Annotated in this window: 16 protein-coding genes; 13 read left to right on the top strand and 3 right to left on the bottom strand. The window is 35.4% G+C overall.

Going from position 1 to position 15,422, the window contains the following annotated elements; genetic code table 11:
* From DN392_RS08335 to DN392_RS08290, 10 genes are all read left to right on the top strand, one after another.
* Nucleotides 1–1,461: an alanine/glycine:cation symporter family protein gene (locus DN392_RS08335; protein WP_000387483.1), complete on the top strand. Its 1,461-nt coding sequence runs from the start codon at nt 1–3 to the stop codon at nt 1,459–1,461.
* Nucleotides 1,462–1,506: 45 nt separating this feature from the next.
* Nucleotides 1,507–2,325, top strand: a complete 819-nt coding sequence (locus tag DN392_RS08330; protein ID WP_074651408.1) for an amino acid ABC transporter ATP-binding protein — start codon at nt 1,507–1,509, stop codon at nt 2,323–2,325.
* Nucleotides 2,326–2,337: 12 nt separating this feature from the next.
* The gene (gene glnH / locus DN392_RS08325) at nt 2,338–3,168 is read left to right on the top strand and encodes a glutamine ABC transporter substrate-binding protein GlnH (protein WP_064449776.1); all 831 of its coding nucleotides are present in this window, start codon (nt 2,338–2,340) and stop codon (nt 3,166–3,168) included.
* 97 nt (nt 3,169–3,265) lie between these two features.
* The gene (locus DN392_RS08320; protein WP_001112679.1) at nt 3,266–3,922 is read left to right on the top strand and encodes an amino acid ABC transporter permease; all 657 of its coding nucleotides are present in this window, start codon (nt 3,266–3,268) and stop codon (nt 3,920–3,922) included.
* On the top strand, nt 3,923–4,567 hold the full coding sequence (locus DN392_RS08315; protein ID WP_000345969.1) for an amino acid ABC transporter permease: 645 nt from the start codon (nt 3,923–3,925) through the stop codon (nt 4,565–4,567).
* 204 nt (nt 4,568–4,771) lie between these two features.
* Entirely contained in the window at nt 4,772–6,199 is a 1,428-nt protein-coding gene (locus DN392_RS08310) for an amino acid permease (protein WP_001187117.1), read from the top strand.
* On the top strand, nt 6,174–6,551 hold the full coding sequence (locus tag DN392_RS08305) for an OsmC family protein (protein ID WP_000778833.1): 378 nt from the start codon (nt 6,174–6,176) through the stop codon (nt 6,549–6,551). Before DN392_RS08310 ends, DN392_RS08305 begins: the two co-directional genes overlap by 26 nt.
* A gap of 65 nt (nt 6,552–6,616) precedes the next feature.
* Nucleotides 6,617–7,051, top strand: a complete 435-nt coding sequence (locus DN392_RS08300) for an HIT family protein (RefSeq protein ID WP_088321548.1) — start codon at nt 6,617–6,619, stop codon at nt 7,049–7,051.
* 187 nt (nt 7,052–7,238) lie between these two features.
* Nucleotides 7,239–7,796, top strand: coding sequence for an RNA polymerase sigma factor (locus DN392_RS08295; RefSeq protein WP_076542393.1), 558 nt, complete (start codon nt 7,239–7,241; stop codon nt 7,794–7,796).
* Nucleotides 7,762–9,186 (top strand): DUF4367 domain-containing protein, encoded by a 1,425-nt coding sequence (locus DN392_RS08290; RefSeq protein ID WP_088321543.1) that lies wholly within the window; start codon nt 7,762–7,764, stop codon nt 9,184–9,186. Before DN392_RS08295 ends, DN392_RS08290 begins: the two co-directional genes overlap by 35 nt.
* A gap of 41 nt (nt 9,187–9,227) precedes the next feature.
* Here the strand turns inward: DN392_RS08290 and DN392_RS08285 are convergent, their stop codons facing one another.
* Nucleotides 9,228–10,181: a helix-turn-helix transcriptional regulator gene (locus tag DN392_RS08285; RefSeq protein WP_000030243.1), complete on the bottom strand. Its 954-nt coding sequence runs from the start codon at nt 10,179–10,181 to the stop codon at nt 9,228–9,230.
* Nucleotides 10,182–10,286: 105 nt separating this feature from the next.
* On the opposite strand from DN392_RS08285, the gene DN392_RS08280 reads away from it, so the two are divergent.
* Both DN392_RS08280 and DN392_RS08275 read left to right on the top strand, forming a co-directional pair.
* The gene (locus DN392_RS08280; RefSeq protein ID WP_048567099.1) at nt 10,287–10,808 is read left to right on the top strand and encodes a dihydrofolate reductase family protein; all 522 of its coding nucleotides are present in this window, start codon (nt 10,287–10,289) and stop codon (nt 10,806–10,808) included.
* A 206-nt stretch (nt 10,809–11,014) separates the two neighbouring features.
* A complete protein-coding gene (locus DN392_RS08275) occupies nt 11,015–11,437 on the top strand; it encodes a hypothetical protein (RefSeq protein ID WP_001032608.1) in 423 nt (140 codons plus the stop codon).
* A gap of 236 nt (nt 11,438–11,673) precedes the next feature.
* Here DN392_RS08275 and DN392_RS08270 read toward each other — a convergent pair whose 3' ends face one another.
* On the bottom strand, nt 11,674–13,044 hold the full coding sequence (locus DN392_RS08270) for a sensor histidine kinase (RefSeq protein ID WP_088321542.1): 1,371 nt from the start codon (nt 13,042–13,044) through the stop codon (nt 11,674–11,676).
* Nucleotides 13,045–13,055: 11 nt separating this feature from the next.
* Entirely contained in the window at nt 13,056–13,733 is a 678-nt protein-coding gene (locus tag DN392_RS08265) for a response regulator transcription factor (protein ID WP_064477080.1), read from the bottom strand.
* 174 nt (nt 13,734–13,907) lie between these two features.
* Between DN392_RS08265 and DN392_RS08260 the strand changes: the two genes are divergently transcribed.
* Nucleotides 13,908–15,155, top strand: coding sequence for a cell wall-binding repeat-containing protein (locus DN392_RS08260; RefSeq protein WP_088321541.1), 1,248 nt, complete (start codon nt 13,908–13,910; stop codon nt 15,153–15,155).
* The last annotated feature ends 267 nt before the right edge of the window (nt 15,156–15,422 follow it).

Here is a 15,422-nt window from a genome sequence, read left to right as displayed (position 1 = left end):
TTGGAAGCTATCGTAAATTGGATAAATAATATTGTTTGGAGTCCAGCACTTGTTTATTTATGTTTAGGAGTAGGGTTATATTTTTCCATTCGAACGAGGTTTTTACAAGTAAGGCATGTAGGAGAAATGGTGAAGCTGACATTTCAAGGAGAAAAATCAGAGGCTGGTGTTTCTTCATTCCAAGCGTTAGCACTTTCGTTATCAGGGCGCGTTGGGACAGGGAATATAGCTGGGGTAGCAACAGCGGTTGCATTTGGTGGACCAGGAGCTGTATTTTGGATGTGGGCAGTGGCCTTTTTAGGAGCAGGATCAGCTTATGTAGAATCTACATTAGCACAAATATATAAGACGAAACATCAAGGGCAGTTTCGTGGTGGACCTGCTTATTACATTGAAAAAGGTTTAGGTGTGAAATGGTATGCATTAGTATTCGTTGCAGCGACAATTCTTGCAACGGGGCTTTTACTGCCAGGTGTGCAAGCAAATAGTATTGCTGTAAGTTTAGAAACAGCTTTTGGAATTAACACTACCGTATCAGGGGCTTTATTAGTTGTTGTATTAGCTATTATCATCTTCGGTGGGGTAAAGCGAATCGTTAACGTTGCACAAGTTGTCGTACCGTTTATGGCAGTTGGTTATATTTTAGTAGCTTGCGTTATTGTTGCTATGAATATTGAAAAGTTGCCAGAAGCATTTATGCTAATTATAAGGAGTGCTTTTGCATTAGAAGCGGCTTTCGGTGGTATTATCGGTTTAGCAATTTCTTGGGGAGTAAAACGTGGTATTTATTCCAATGAAGCAGGGCAAGGAACTGGACCACATGCAGCAGCTGCTGCGGAAGTATCACATCCAGCTAAACAAGGTTTAGTGCAAGCATTTTCCGTTTACATTGATACATTATTTGTTTGTTCAGCAACAGCATTTATGATGATTATTACAGGCATGTATAACGTATTTGATGCAAGCGGAAAAAGCTTTATCGTAAATAAATTAAATGGTGCTCAGCCAGGACCGGGATATACACAGGCAGCGGTAGAATCTGTTTTCCCTGGATTTGGAAACGGTTTCGTTGCAATCTCGTTACTATTCTTTGCATTTACAACAATTATGGCGTATTACTACATTGCAGAAACGAATATCGCGTACTTAAATCGTGATAAAGACCGTCCTTGGCTGTCTATGATACTAAAGTTTGTATTTTTAGGAGCTGTATTCTACGGCTGTATAAAAACAGCAGCAACGGCGTGGGCTTTAGGTGACATCGGTGTAGGAATTATGGCATGGGTAAATATCATTGCGATTTTATTATTACAAAAACCTGCATTAGTCGCATTAAAGGATTATGAAAAGCAGAAAAAAGAAGGAAAAGATCCAGTATTCGATCCAGGGCCATTAGGAATTAAAAATGCTGATTTCTGGGAGCATGAATACGGAAAAGATAAGAAAGAAGAAGTATCTTAATAGAATAGAAATGAAGAAGCAAAGGGAAATCCCTTTGCTTTTTTTATGGATAAAATGAGGCTGGAAGTTATTTTTTTGCCTATTTTTGAATATAAAAAGAATGTACATGCTTTGTTAAGGGAAGGGGGGAGTATGTTGATAGAGTTTCGTAATGTAAATAAATATTATGGTACCTTTCAAGTTTTAAAAGATATTAATGTACAAGTGAAAAAAGGTGAAGTGGTAGTAGTTGTTGGGCCGTCCGGATCAGGAAAAAGTACGTTGCTACGGTGTATAAATCAGTTAGAGACAATTACAGATGGAGCGTTAATTGTACAAGATACGGAAGTACACAATGCAAAAACAGATATGAATGAATTACGCCGAAATATTGGAATGGTCTTTCAACATTTTTATTTATATCCACATAAAACGGTTCTTCAAAATATTACACTAGCACCGATTAAAGTAAATAAAGTTTCAAAAGAGGAAGCTGAGAAAACAGCGATGTTTTATTTAGAGAAAGTAGGAATTCCGGAGAAGGCTAGTGTATACCCCCATCAATTATCCGGAGGACAACAGCAAAGGGTAGCAATTGCTAGGGGGCTCGCAATGCAGCCGGAAATTATGCTATTTGATGAGCCTACGTCTGCTCTTGATCCGGAGATGATTGGGGAAGTACTTGATGTTATGAAAACACTAGCTAAAGAAGGAATGACAATGGTCGTTGTCACGCATGAAATGGGATTTGCGCGAGAAGTGGCAGATCGGATTTTGTTTATGGATGATGGTCAAATTATTGAAGATACAACACCGACGCAATTTTTTGCAAGTCCTGAACAAGAAAGAGCTCGTCTATTTTTAAGAAGAGTGTTAAATCATTAAAGGGGGAGTTTTATGCTTAAAATGAAAAAGTTGTTTACGTTAATCGTATTTTCATGTTTATTCATACTTGTTGTTGCTGGATGCGGAAGTAAAAAAGATGAGACGAAAGAAACGAATACGAAACAAGGCGGGGCTGTTGAGCAAATTAAAAAGCGCGGGAAACTAGTAGTTGGGGTGAAGAATGATACGAACTTATTTGGCTTGAAAAATCCTTCGACAGGACAGGTAGAAGGGTTTGATGTTGATATCGCAAAGGCGCTTGCGAAAAAAATCCTTGGAGATGAAAAGAAATTAGAATTAAAAGAAGTAACGTCTAAAACGCGTATTCCACTACTGAAAAATGGTGATATTGATGCAATTATCGCGACGATGACAATTACGGAAGAACGTAAAAAAGAGGTTGATTTCTCAGATGTATATTTTAAAGCAGGGCAATCGTTACTTGTGAAAAAAGGAAGCGATATTAAAAGTATTGATGATGTGAAAAAGGGTGTGAAAGTGTTAGCGGTAAAAGGTTCAACGTCTACAAATAATATTCGTCAAAAATCACCAGAATCGACTGTATTAGAATTTGAAAATTACAGTGAGGCATTTACAGCGTTAAAAGCAGGGAAAGGCGATGTATTAACGACAGATAATGCAATTCTTTACGGCATGGCAAAACAAGATTCGAATTATGAAGTTGTAGGGAAAATTTTCACGGATGAGCCGTACGGAATTGCGGTGCAAAAAGGTGCGGATGATTTGACGAAAGAGATTAATAGCTTACTAAAAGATATGAAAGCGAATGGGGAATACGATAAATTGTATGAAAAATGGATTGGTCAAAAACAGGAGAAGTAAGGTGATAGTTTCATTAATGGAGCTTTATTCTCATTGATAAATAGTAAGAGGATGAGGGATGCTCATCCTCTTCTTGTAAAGAAAGAGGGGAGAATATGTGCCTGATTTTTCTATATTGACGAATAACATTGATATGTATTTAGAGGGCTTTAAGTATACAGTTATGTCTAGTGTAATTGCGTTAATAGGCAGCTTTATTTTGGGAGTAATTTTGGCTGTAATGCGCATTGCGCCTATTCGTATTTTAAATTGGTTGGGAACGGCTTTTGTAGAGTTTGTAAGAAATATTCCACTCGTATTAATTGCATTTATATTTTATTTCGCTTTACCTGTAATAGGAATTACTTTAAATGGTTTTGTAGCAGGAACAGTTACGCTTACTGTGTATACTGCAGCTTTTATTGCGGAAGTCATTCGGGCAGGCATTTTATCAGTCGCGAAAGGACAAATGGAAGCAGCACGGTCTTCAGGGTTAACGTATGTACAGGCGATGTATTATGTTGTTTTACCCCAGGCGATGAAAATCGTAATCCCTCCTCTAGGAAATCAATTTCTCAATTTAGTAAAAAACTCTTCCATACTCGGAATTATCGCTGGTACCGATTTGATGTATCAAGGAGATTTAATTTCAACGAAGACATTTGTTACGTTCGACGTTTATATATTTGTCGGGATGTTTTATTTAATATTAACAATTCCGCTCAGTATGCTAGTGCGTTATTTAGAAAAACGCTTAGCAAAGGAGGCGGTGTAAATGGATTTTAAGGGAGCCATAACAGGTGATCATATTCTATTTTTATTAAAAGGATTGCTTATAACGTTAGAGGTAGCGCTCGTCGCGATTGTACTTAGTTTTATTATTGGTAGTGTAATAGGGATATTGCGCTACATGAAAATACCTGTCGTCTCACAAATATTAGGGATTATCGTTGAAGTGATTCGAAACTTACCACTACTTTTAATTATATTTTTCACGTATTTTGCACTTCCAGAAGCAGGCTTGAAATTAGAAATTATAACGGCCGTAATTGTTGCTTTAACAATATTTGAAGCAGCGATGATATCTGAAATTGTTCGAAGTGGTTTATTATCTATTGAAAAAGGACAGATTGAGGCCGCAAGATCTTCAGGATTAACGTATGTTCAAGCGTTGTGGCATATTATTTTACCACAAGCATTAAGAAGAATGGTCCCGCCGCTTGTCAGTCAGTTTATTTCATTGCTGAAAGATACATCATTAGCAGTTGTTATATCACTGCCAGAGCTTATGCATAATGCCCAAATTATTAGCGGACAGAATGTAAATTATACGATTCCAACGTTTATAGTAGTAGCTTGTATGTACTTTATCGTAAATTATAGTTTATCAATTTTATCGAGAAGATTAGAACTTCGTTGACTCTTACAATATATGTAAGGGTTTTTCCTTGTTTCTCCTTATTTTCCTCTAAATAGAATCTAAATCTTGCAATAATTAGATTTTTTATATTATTTTATCAGAAAAGTTTTAATTTTATATAGAAATTGTAATCGCTTTCGTGTATATTTTTATTATCAGAAAATTTTAACAAGATATAGGGGTATCGGTAGGGGGAGGATTTAGATGCAGCAACCAACGAATGAGAAATTACATCGTACGATGAAGAGTAGACATTTATTTATGATCGCACTAGGTGGTGTAATCGGGACTGGTTTTTTCTTAGGTTCAGGTTACACCATTAATCAGGCTGGACCAGGGGGAGCCATCCTTTCATATTTAGTGGGCGGATTTATTATGTATTTAACAATGCTTTGTCTTGGAGAGTTAACGGTAGCAATGCCAGTTTCAGGATCTTTCCAAAAGTATGCGACGAAGTTTATTGGACCAGGAACGGGCTTTATGATCGGCTGGCTATATTGGCTTGGCTGGGCAGTGACAGTAGGTTTAGAGTTAACGTCAATCGGTTTAATGATGAAAAGATGGTTTCCAAATGTTGATGTTTGGGTATGGTGTCTCGTATTCGGCGTTATTTTATATGCTTCAAACGCTATCTCAGCGAAGAGTTATGCTGAATTAGAGTTTTGGTTCTCTAGTATTAAAGTAGTTACAATTCTTGCGTTTGTTGTTCTTGGTGGTAGTGCATTATTAGGGTTTTTACCATACGATGGAAAAGAAGCAGCACCTCTTTTCTCTAACTTTGTAAGCGATGGCGGGTTATTCCCGAATGGACTAGCTGCCGTATTACTTACAATGATTACAGTTAACTTCTCGTTCCAAGGAACAGAGTTAATCGGGATTGCAGCGGGAGAAAGTGAAAATCCAGAAAAAACAATTCCACGTGCGATCCGTAATACAGTATGGCGCATTATGTTATTCTTCATTTTAACAATGACGATTTTAGTAGGATTAATTTCTTGGAAAGAAGCAGGGGTAATTGAAAGTCCATTTGTAGTTGTATTTGATAAAATCGGTATTCCATACGCAGCTGATATTATGAACTTCGTTATTATTACAGCGTTACTATCTGTAGCGAATTCAGGCTTATATGCGGCAACTCGTATATTATGGTCACTTGCAAATGAAGGAATGGCACCAACATCTTTCCAGAAAGTAAATAAGCGTGGTATTCCAATTACAGCGTTAGTCGTAACGATTGCGGTAGCTGGATTATCTCTATTCACAAGTTTCCTTGCAGAAGATACAGTATACATGTACTTATTATCGATAGCTGGTTTATCGGCTGTTTCAAGTTGGATCATTATTGCTTTATCGCAACTTCGCTTTAGAAGTCAGTATATAAAAGGCGGAGGAAAGTTAGAGGACTTAAAGTATAGAACACCACTATACCCGATTGTTCCAATTTTAGCTTTAATTACAAATAGCATCGTTGTTATTAGTTTAGCGTTTATTCCTGAACAAAGAATGGCGTTATACTGTGGTATTCCATTTATCATTTTCTGCTATATATATTATTATATGAGTAAGAAACGGAAGAAACCGATGAAAGTGGAGATGGAAAAAACAAATGAAACTAACAATCAAACACGATGATATAGAAGCAGATTTATCGTATGGTCAATTAGCGATTGGAAAAGAAAACGGGTATTCACCGTTACAATTACTCATTTCTTCTATCGCAGGATGTAGTGCAATTGTCTTCCGAACAATTTTAGAAAAGAAACGTATTACATACGATACGTTTACAATTGAGACTGAAATTGGTAGAAGTGAAGCTGTATCAAAACCAGTTGAAAGTGTTCATTTGCACTATAAAATCAAAGCACAAAACATTACAGAAGAGCAGTTGGACAAGGCGCTGCAACTTGCAGTGAAAAATTGTACGATTGTTCAATCTGTAAAAGATAGTATAAAGGTTACGGAAACAATTGAACTAATAAAATGAAACATAAAAACGTGAGAATACGGCTCTCACGTTTTTTATGTTTTTAATACAGGGGGGGAAATATGATGGAATGTTTAGGGTGTAAATTAGCCAACGAAGAAGAAATTATATATAAAATATATGAAGATGACTATGTAACATGTTTTTTAGATCATGAACCTTTCTATCCAGGACATACTTTAATTGTGCCAAAGCAACATGTTGTAGAAGTAGACGAATTAGATGATGTTGTAGCAAAATCCATTATGGATGCTTCTAAGCTGATTGCAAAATCGATTAAGGCATTATATAAACCTGACGGAATTACAATTTGCCAAAATGGTGGAATCTTTAACGAGTTAACACATTACCATATGCATGTCGTACCAAGATATAAAGAGCGCTCGTTTGCCGAGTTTTATACGGTACAGCTAGGAGAAAAGAAGAATTATAACTTGGAAGAGACAAAGAATTTGTTAAAAGAAGCGATAGAGCAAATACCGCCTACTGAAAAGGCATAAGAGGGATGTGCGTAATAGAACAGTCAGGAAAATTCTAATAAACAAAAGCCCAATTTCTTAGTTACAATAGAGAAATTGGGCTTTTGTGCTTTTGTTTATTCTATTATTAAATTTTATCTATAAAAAGATTTTGCAGTGTCACAAAATATATCGCTCATTCGTTATATAGAGTGAGAGGAGGAATTATATGAAAGTTACAAACAACGATTATGAAAAGATGGAAGAGCTATATGAGTTGTACGAACAAAAAATTTATTATGTAGCGTATTCTATTTTAAATAATATTCAGCAGGCTGAAGATGCGGTTCAAGAGACGTTTATTACTCTTTATAAGAACTTGGAAAAGCTCCATAGCTTGAGCACTGAAGAGCTTAAACGCTACATTTTGAGAATCGCGAAAAACAAGGCGATTGATAGTTACCGGAAAAATAAACGACATGAAACATTTTTAGAAGAATATGAAAGAGAATCAATAGAAGCGGTAGATGAAAATATTGAAGAGTGGGAAAAACGTAAAATGTCTGAGGTTCAAATTGATACATTGCTAACAGAATTAAGTGAATCTAACAGACAGGTGTTTAAGTATAAAGTCTTCTATAACTTAACGTATCAAGAGATTTCAAGTGTTATGGGTATAACCGAGGCTAATGTCCGCAAGCAGTTTGAACGCGCTCGAAAACGAATCCAAAATATGATAGGAGGTATACAACATGACGAATTCAAAGAACTCCAAAGAAATATATGAACTTGCTGAAAAAATTGCTTTAGATGATTTTGATAAACTCGAAGAACAACATGAATTTTCACATACATATACGCGCAAAAAGAAATTGTTTATGGAGGAAATGAAGCTGAAAGATGGACAACCGCAGAAACAGCGTAAAAAACATCGTATGTTAATCGCTGCTGCTTGCTTATTGATTGGCATGCCGACAACCGTTTTTGGGGCAGTGAAAGTCTATAATATGATTGTCCAAAAACAAAATTACGAAGTAAATGTTTCAGTAACAAACAAGGACTCGAAAAAGGCTGATAAGTGGTATAAGTTGAAAATCGATAAATTACCAGAAAATATGGAGGCAATTGATGACTCTGCTATGAAATATTCATTTAAAGATAACGACGCAAAGGGTGGCTTTTCATTTGCTCTTTGGAGAATAGGAGAAAATGCAGATTTTCAAACTTTGTATTCAAAAAGCTACGAAGAAAAAGAGATAAGTGGCAAGAAAGCAGTAATTGTTCATAAAGAAACTGGAAACAACAATGTAATGTTTGACAGAAAGGTCCTCCTCTTTTTTGAAAAAGAAGGAATTATGTTAGAAAGTTTTATTGGATCAGATGTAAATGAAGAACAAATGATGGATGTGTTAGGGAACATTTCACTTGAGCCTACGTCAAAAGAAAAGGCAGTACATATAACAGATTATGATAAAAAGTATTTTAGCGCAGCGGATGAACCTAAAAAAACTAAGGTGATTCCTTTGAAAAAAGATAGCAAACGACTATTTCATATAGGGCAAAAGGTTCCAGTAACGATATCTATGGATAACAGCCAAATTGAATATGTGATAGAAAAAGTTGAAGTTTTTGATTCGATTAAAGATTTTAAACAAGAGAACTTTAATGAAATGGGCTTAGGAATACTAAGCAGGAATCAGGCTTTGGATCAAGCTGGTCAATTGATACCATATAGAAGGGATAAATATAAAATTGGAAATGGTAAAGATTCAATTGATCAATTAGTAGAGTCAAAATTAGTTCATCCTAAATTTGTTTATCTAACAACAACAGTGAAAAATATAGATAAGCAGGCGACAGAAGAAATTTATATGCATCCATCTATAAAACTGCTTAAATCTGAAGGTAATGCATGGAACTACGCTAAAGAAGATGGAATTGCTGAGAAAAATATTATGACGGGCGAAGTTGATTATTTAGAACCTCACGGAGACGGGAAAAGCTTTTACAATATTGGCAGTATCCGACCAGGACAAACGGTGAAGGTTAATTTAGGTTATTTTGTAGATGAGGATAAACTAGATTCAATCTTTTTGGATGCTTTCAAATACAGAGGGACTGGTGACACTGAAAATATGAATGCGAAACATCGTTGGTGGTTTGATATTCGTCAATAGTAAAAACAATAGGAAAAACTGAACCAAAAAGCTGCTTATGTTTAGCAGCTTTTTTCGTCTCCATACATATGTAAAACTTCTTTCGCACGTATACGTAAACCATCTATTAATTCTTTCGGTTCTAACACTTGTGCATCTTTTCCAAGTCTATAAAATAAAGGTGTAATAAAATTGATTTCTCCTTTATCAATTGGTGAATGTATATATCCTGTCCCGTCTTCATTTACTACAACGAATTCTTCAAGGTAAGGCACGCTTTTACATTGGCGCACACCTTCTGTCGTTAATAAGACATGTAACTGGGTAGGAATGTTTATGATGTTAGAGCTAGAGTCAAACCATTCTTCTAAATTCATGAACGTACTTTCATTTTCTTCCATCGATAATATGGAGAGAATACGATCGACGCGATACAGTAATATTTTTTTTCTACTAAAGTCGTAGGATGGTAAGTACCATAGCCCGTCATGAGCATATACACCGATAGGATGAACATGTTTTGTTTTTATCCCCGATTTAGATTCGTATTGAAAGTGTAAATTTTTATTTTCAATAGCCGCGGTTAACACTTCGTTTAAAAGTGGTGTATCAATTGTTCTCTTCGGATTCCAAAAGGCGATATAAGAATGTATTTTATCAACTTTCGCTTTCGCATCATGTTGTAGGGAGCTATACAGTTTATGTGTAACGGAATTGATTTCTGTGTTAAAAGGTAAGTCTCGATAGTAACTTAAAGATTGAAAAGCAAAAAAGATGGAGACTGCTTCTTCTTCCGTAAATAAGATAGGTGGAATGATTCTATTCGTTAATACTTTATAGCCTCCGTTACGACCTTGTTCTGCGTAAATGGGTAATCCCATATCACTTAAATCTAAAATGTATCTATGGACAGTACGAACGGAGATATTAAATTCATCAGCTATTTCTTGAGCTGTAAATGTCTTTTTGGCAGAAGCAAATATAAGAATATCTAATAAGCGTTTAGCTTTTGACAAATGTATCACCTTTTTCTTTTTAACATGACATAAAGTGTCATGTTTTATTGTTAGTATATTGTTTACATCATATGTTATCAAGATGAGATATAAGGAGGAAAAAATATGTCACGTGAAATAGTTTTATTTATTGCGGCGAGCTTAGATGGATATATTGCGAAAGAAAATGATGATTTAGAGTGGTTAATGGAAACCGAAGGAGAGGGAGATAACGGTTATACAGAAATGTACGAAACGATTGATACAATAATTATGGGAAAGAAAACATACGATTATGTAGTAGAGCATACGGAAACATTCCCGTACTTAGATAAAGCATGTTATGTTTTTTCTCGTTCAGAAAAAGGTTCAGACGGAAACGTGGAGTTTGTAAATGAAGATGTAGTGGAGTTTACAAAAAGGTTAAAAGCACAAGAAGGATCTAAAATATGGATGGTCGGTGGAGGAGAGCTACTGAGAGAATTCTTTAAGAATAATCTAATTGATGAATATATCGTTACGATTACACCGCATATATTAGGTTCTGGAGTTCCGTTGTTTCAAGACAAGAACCCGGAAATTAATTTAACTTTAACGGATACGAAACGTTTTGGGCAATTTGTAAATTTATATTATGAGGTAAAGTGAATAACCTACCAATGAATAGACCAAATCACATCTGATTTGGTCTATTCTTATTCCTAGTTATATCAATATTTATCTGTCTTTAACATATCAATTAACATAAGGGATAACATATTAATTTCGATAATTCAAAAGGGAAATTGTAATTTTATGTTGAAATGAATATGGAAATTATGAAGAAATGTACTTAGATTACTGAGGTGGTTGTCTTGAATAAAGGGAGTGAGGAATTGGATGAAAAGAAACTATTAAAATTAGTTTTAGAAATTCAAGAGCTACAAGATTTTGGAGAAGATTTTGAACATAAACTGACTGTATTTGAAAAGAGTGTTCCTTATCCACGTGCAAAAGAATTATTTTTTGCTGACTACGGTGCAGAATACATTGTAAAAAGAGCTATTAATCATAAAAATATAAAGTTAGGAGAGTTAAATAGAGAAGAGTTAGTTACCTTGGTTCAAAAACTTATGGATACAGAAGGAGAAGAATGGGAGCTGGCAATTTGGTTGGACATGGTTAAATCGTCTGTTATTGACCCTAAAATAAGTGATTATATTTTCTGGAGTGATGAAGAATTAACTGCCAGAGAAATTATAGATAAAGCATTGGCTTATAAACCATTACAAATATAAAGTGTGTTACTTTAAGTAGAATTAAAGATTCTTTTTAGAATAAAGAGTGTGAAATGAATATGTTTAGAAATTTATTTAAGTTTTGTCTTTAATTTGATTTAAGCTAAAGGAGAATTTAGTTCAATAAGAAAATAAAAGACGCCTAGAGTTTTTGAACTCTGGGCGTTTTCATATGCTAATTATGATGTGATTTTGTAAATCAAAACTGAACTTGTTAATTGATGATAGTTGTATTTCTATATAGATGGCAATGAAATGATAAAGCAAGACCCATGATCGACTTCGCTCGTTACAGTAATATTCCCGCCGTGTAGTTCTACAATTTCTTTCACGATAGATAGCCCTAAACCAGTTCCGCCTGTAGCTCGTGATCTTGCTTTATCAACTCGATAAAAACGGTCGAAAATGTGAGGGAGGTCTTCAGGCGGAATACCTTCGCCTTCATCTTCAATTGTAATGGAGATACTTTTATGTTCTTCTGTAACAGAAATGTTTATATGAGAATGTTCTTTTGAATGTCTATAAGCGTTATTTAAAATGTTTATTATAACTTGTTCAAATCGCTGTTCATCTAAGTTTACTAGCAGTGAAGGAGGACAAGAGAAAGAGACTTTAATGTATCTTTCTTTATATATGGTATTTACTTTTTCGGCTATGCGAGTAAGGAAGGTGTGTAAGTGTACTTCCTTTACTTGAATAGAAAAGTTATGTTGTTCCATTTGTGCAAGTGAAAATAAATCTTGAACTAAGTTCGTAATATAATCAGACTCATCTTTTATAATAGATAAATATCGCAAACGTTGCTCAGGAGATGTGGTTTCTTTTAAAGCAATGTCAGCGTAACCTCTTACGTATGTTAACGGTGTTCGTAATTCATGAGCAACACTTGCTAGAAATTCACTTCGCTCTGTTTTCATATAATGTAAATCATTAGCGAGCGTTTGAATGGATGAGGTTAGTTCACCAATTTCATCATTTCGAGTAGTCGTTAATGAAACAGATAAATCGCCTTTACTCATTTTTTCAGTGGCATGTTTCATGTGTAACAATGGTTTTGTTAACAACCGTGATAATAGAAAGATGGTGATGGCTGTTAATAGAAACGTAATGACTCCGGCAATAATGAATTGTCTTGTTAGCCCGTTAACCATTTCCTCAATCGATTCTGTTCCGAGAAACATATATACGTAGCCTTCTGTTTTTCCTGCTACTATAATGGGGCTAACTGTACATATATAATTAGATGTTTTCCAATGATTTTCTATAATTGCTCCGTCATGATCTGTCCGTGTTTGCATTTTTTCAATATGCTTTTTTATAGTAGTATTTATTTCGTTGGATTTAGCTAGTACATCCTTATTGGCATTTGTAATAACGACAGTGGTTTCGGCTTCGGATTCCATTAGTGCAACATGGGAGATTGTTTGCTTATCAAAATACTTTTCAAGGACATCTCGGTGACTATTTCCGCGCTTTAATAAAGCTGTCATTTCTTCGTTTACTCTATTGTTGACAAGGCTATAATAAAGCAAGACAAATAGAACACTTTCGATTAAAAGTGTAACAATTAAAAAATAAAATCCGAGTTGAATAGATATTCGCTTCATCGTTTTGCTCCTTAATCTACAGTATCAATCCACCGATATCCGACTCCGTAAACAGTTTTTAAATGATGATCAATAGGAAAATTTACTTTTCGTAATTTATCACGCAAATTACGAATATGTGAATCGACTGTTCTATCTTCTGTATTTGTATTTAATCCCCAAATTCGTTCAATGAGCTGATCGCGGCTTAACACGTAGTTCACATGACGTAAAAATAACCCGAGTAAGGAAAATTCGATTGGAGTGAGAAGAAGTTCTTCATTATAGACAGAAACGAAATGCTTTGCCTCATCCCATAAAATGCCGTGATATTGGATTTGCGCGTGTTGATTCGTTCGCCTTAAAACAGCTTCAATTCTTGCGAAAAGCTCTTCTTCATGGAAAGGTTTGGTTACATAATCATCCGCTCCAAGTTTTAACCCTTGGATGACATCTACCGTTTGATCACGGGCCGTTACCATAATGATAGGAACGTTACTAAAGGATCGAATTCTTTTGCACGTTTCCCACCCATCCATCTTTGGCATCATAATATCGAGTAAAACAAATTTGAAGTTTCGATTTTCTATATGTGAAATAGCTTCTTCCCCAGATACTGCACATACGCAATTGTATCCGATTGGAGTAAGATAAAGCGTTAATAATTCAAGCATTCTCGGCTCATCATCTACGAGTAGTATATCGACCATAGAGTACCTCCGCATTTGTAGTTATTACTTAAATTGTAAGTCAAAATCATGAAGAAATGGTGCAGATTATCATGCATCTGCATAATTTCTTCAGAATTGCTTGTTATTGTAAAGTTGAAATTCCATTTTAGGTAATCATATTGGCTCGAAAACGATTCAAATGGAGGCGGTATAGTGAAACAGATGACCCGAATTTTTGGGATAACAATAATTGCGGCGGTTGGTCTTGCGGCGTGTGGACAAACGAATACAGATCATAAAAATCATGAATCTACAAAAGAGAAGAAAACAGAGCAAAAGGAAATGAAAATGAATCAGGAGGTAACTGCGCCTAAAGAAATGAACGAAGGTGCATCGAATGGTTTATTAACGACAAGTTTAAAAAATGTAACGAGATTAAACACAAACGATCCTCTGCAAATGGCAGTATTAACTTCGCAAACGATATGGCCAGCAACGCATAAAGAGAATCAGCCAGGCGCTATTATTTTAGTACCAGTAAACGAGTGGCAATTAGGTATTGCGAGTGCGGATCTTATTCACCATCCGAATAACGGGCCGATTTTATTTATAGAAAAAGAAAAGGTACCCGAAGTGACGTTAAAAGAAATAAAACGATTAAATCCGCTCGGAACGAAAGATGGAACACAAATTATGGTGATGGGGGATATAGGTGAATCTACCCTTGAGCAATTAAAAGAATATAAAGTAAAGCAAATAAAAGAAACGGATCGAGCTACATTTGCTAAAGAAGTGGATAAAGAATATGCCGATATAACAGGAAGCTACCCGAATAGTGTTATTATCGGTTCGTCTGAAGAAGAAGGACGTTTATATACAACACCAGCTGTAAATTGGATTTCTCACATGCCAGAACCGCTTTTATATACTGAAAAAAATAAAGTGCCAGAAGCGACAATAGAGGCATTAAAGATGAGAAAAGATAAAGCGAATATATATGTATTAGGACCAGAAAAAATTGTTTCAAAAGCAGTAGAAAAAGAGTTAAGTAAATACGGGAAAGTAACGCGTATTAGTGGTGAGACCCCAACAGAAAATTCGGTTGCATTTGCGAGGTTTAAAGATGAAAAGACGAAATTTGGCTGGGGGTTCACAAAACCAGGTCACGGTTTATCATTTGTTTCAAGCAAAACACCAGATTTAGCAGTTGCTGGGGCACCTTTTTCTCATATGGGTAAACACGCACCTGTTGTATTATTAGAAGAAGGTAAAGCTTCACAACCAGTGTATGACTTCCTCGCTAGTATTCAACCGAAGTTTAAAGATGATCCAACGCTTGGACCGTATAACCACGGCTTCTTATTAGGAAGTACGAGTGATATTTCATTTGAAACACAAGGTATATTGGATGAGAGGTTAGAGATTGTGCAAGAAAGTGGTCAAGGTCACGGTGGACATTAATAAAATGAGAGAAGACGCTATGAAGGTAGCGTCTTTTCTTTAGGAAACTTTTACATAGCAAAAATATCTCTACTCGTTATATAATATCCTTCGTGCAGTCGGCTTAGATTTTCTTATGGAGAAAATCAAATGATAAAGTGAAACTTTAATCAGTGGGGGGGGTGTTCATCCCCCACTGATTATTAGTTGAACCAATCGGGCTTTTATGGGCAGTTGATCCCCACCCAACTTCTTTGCTTCCGCTGAATTTTGAGGTGGGGGTCTTAC

The organism is Bacillus sp. BB51/4, assembly GCF_008368845.1.
In the GTDB taxonomy this organism is placed as follows: Bacteria; Bacillota; Bacilli; order Bacillales; family Bacillaceae_G; genus Bacillus_A; species Bacillus_A wiedmannii.
This window is presented reverse-complemented; position numbering and strand designations above follow the sequence as displayed.

Coding starts and splice junctions, on each gene's coding strand:
- DN392_RS08265 (WP_064477080.1), bottom strand. CDS start 13,733: ATGGTCGATATACTACTCGTAGATGATGAGCCGAGAATGCTTGAATTA.
- DN392_RS08290 (WP_088321543.1), top strand. CDS start 7,762: ATGACGAATTCAAAGAACTCCAAAGAAATATATGAACTTGCTGAAAAA.
- DN392_RS08310 (WP_001187117.1), top strand. CDS start 4,772: ATGCAGCAACCAACGAATGAGAAATTACATCGTACGATGAAGAGTAGA.
- DN392_RS08315 (WP_000345969.1), top strand. CDS start 3,923: ATGGATTTTAAGGGAGCCATAACAGGTGATCATATTCTATTTTTATTA.
- DN392_RS08270 (WP_088321542.1), bottom strand. CDS start 13,044: ATGAAGCGAATATCTATTCAACTCGGATTTTATTTTTTAATTGTTACA.
- DN392_RS08305 (WP_000778833.1), top strand. CDS start 6,174: ATGAAACTAACAATCAAACACGATGATATAGAAGCAGATTTATCGTAT.
- glnH (WP_064449776.1), top strand. CDS start 2,338: ATGCTTAAAATGAAAAAGTTGTTTACGTTAATCGTATTTTCATGTTTA.
- DN392_RS08300 (WP_088321548.1), top strand. CDS start 6,617: ATGGAATGTTTAGGGTGTAAATTAGCCAACGAAGAAGAAATTATATAT.
- DN392_RS08280 (WP_048567099.1), top strand. CDS start 10,287: ATGTCACGTGAAATAGTTTTATTTATTGCGGCGAGCTTAGATGGATAT.
- DN392_RS08295 (WP_076542393.1), top strand. CDS start 7,239: ATGAAAGTTACAAACAACGATTATGAAAAGATGGAAGAGCTATATGAG.
- DN392_RS08330 (WP_074651408.1), top strand. CDS start 1,507: ATGGATAAAATGAGGCTGGAAGTTATTTTTTTGCCTATTTTTGAATAT.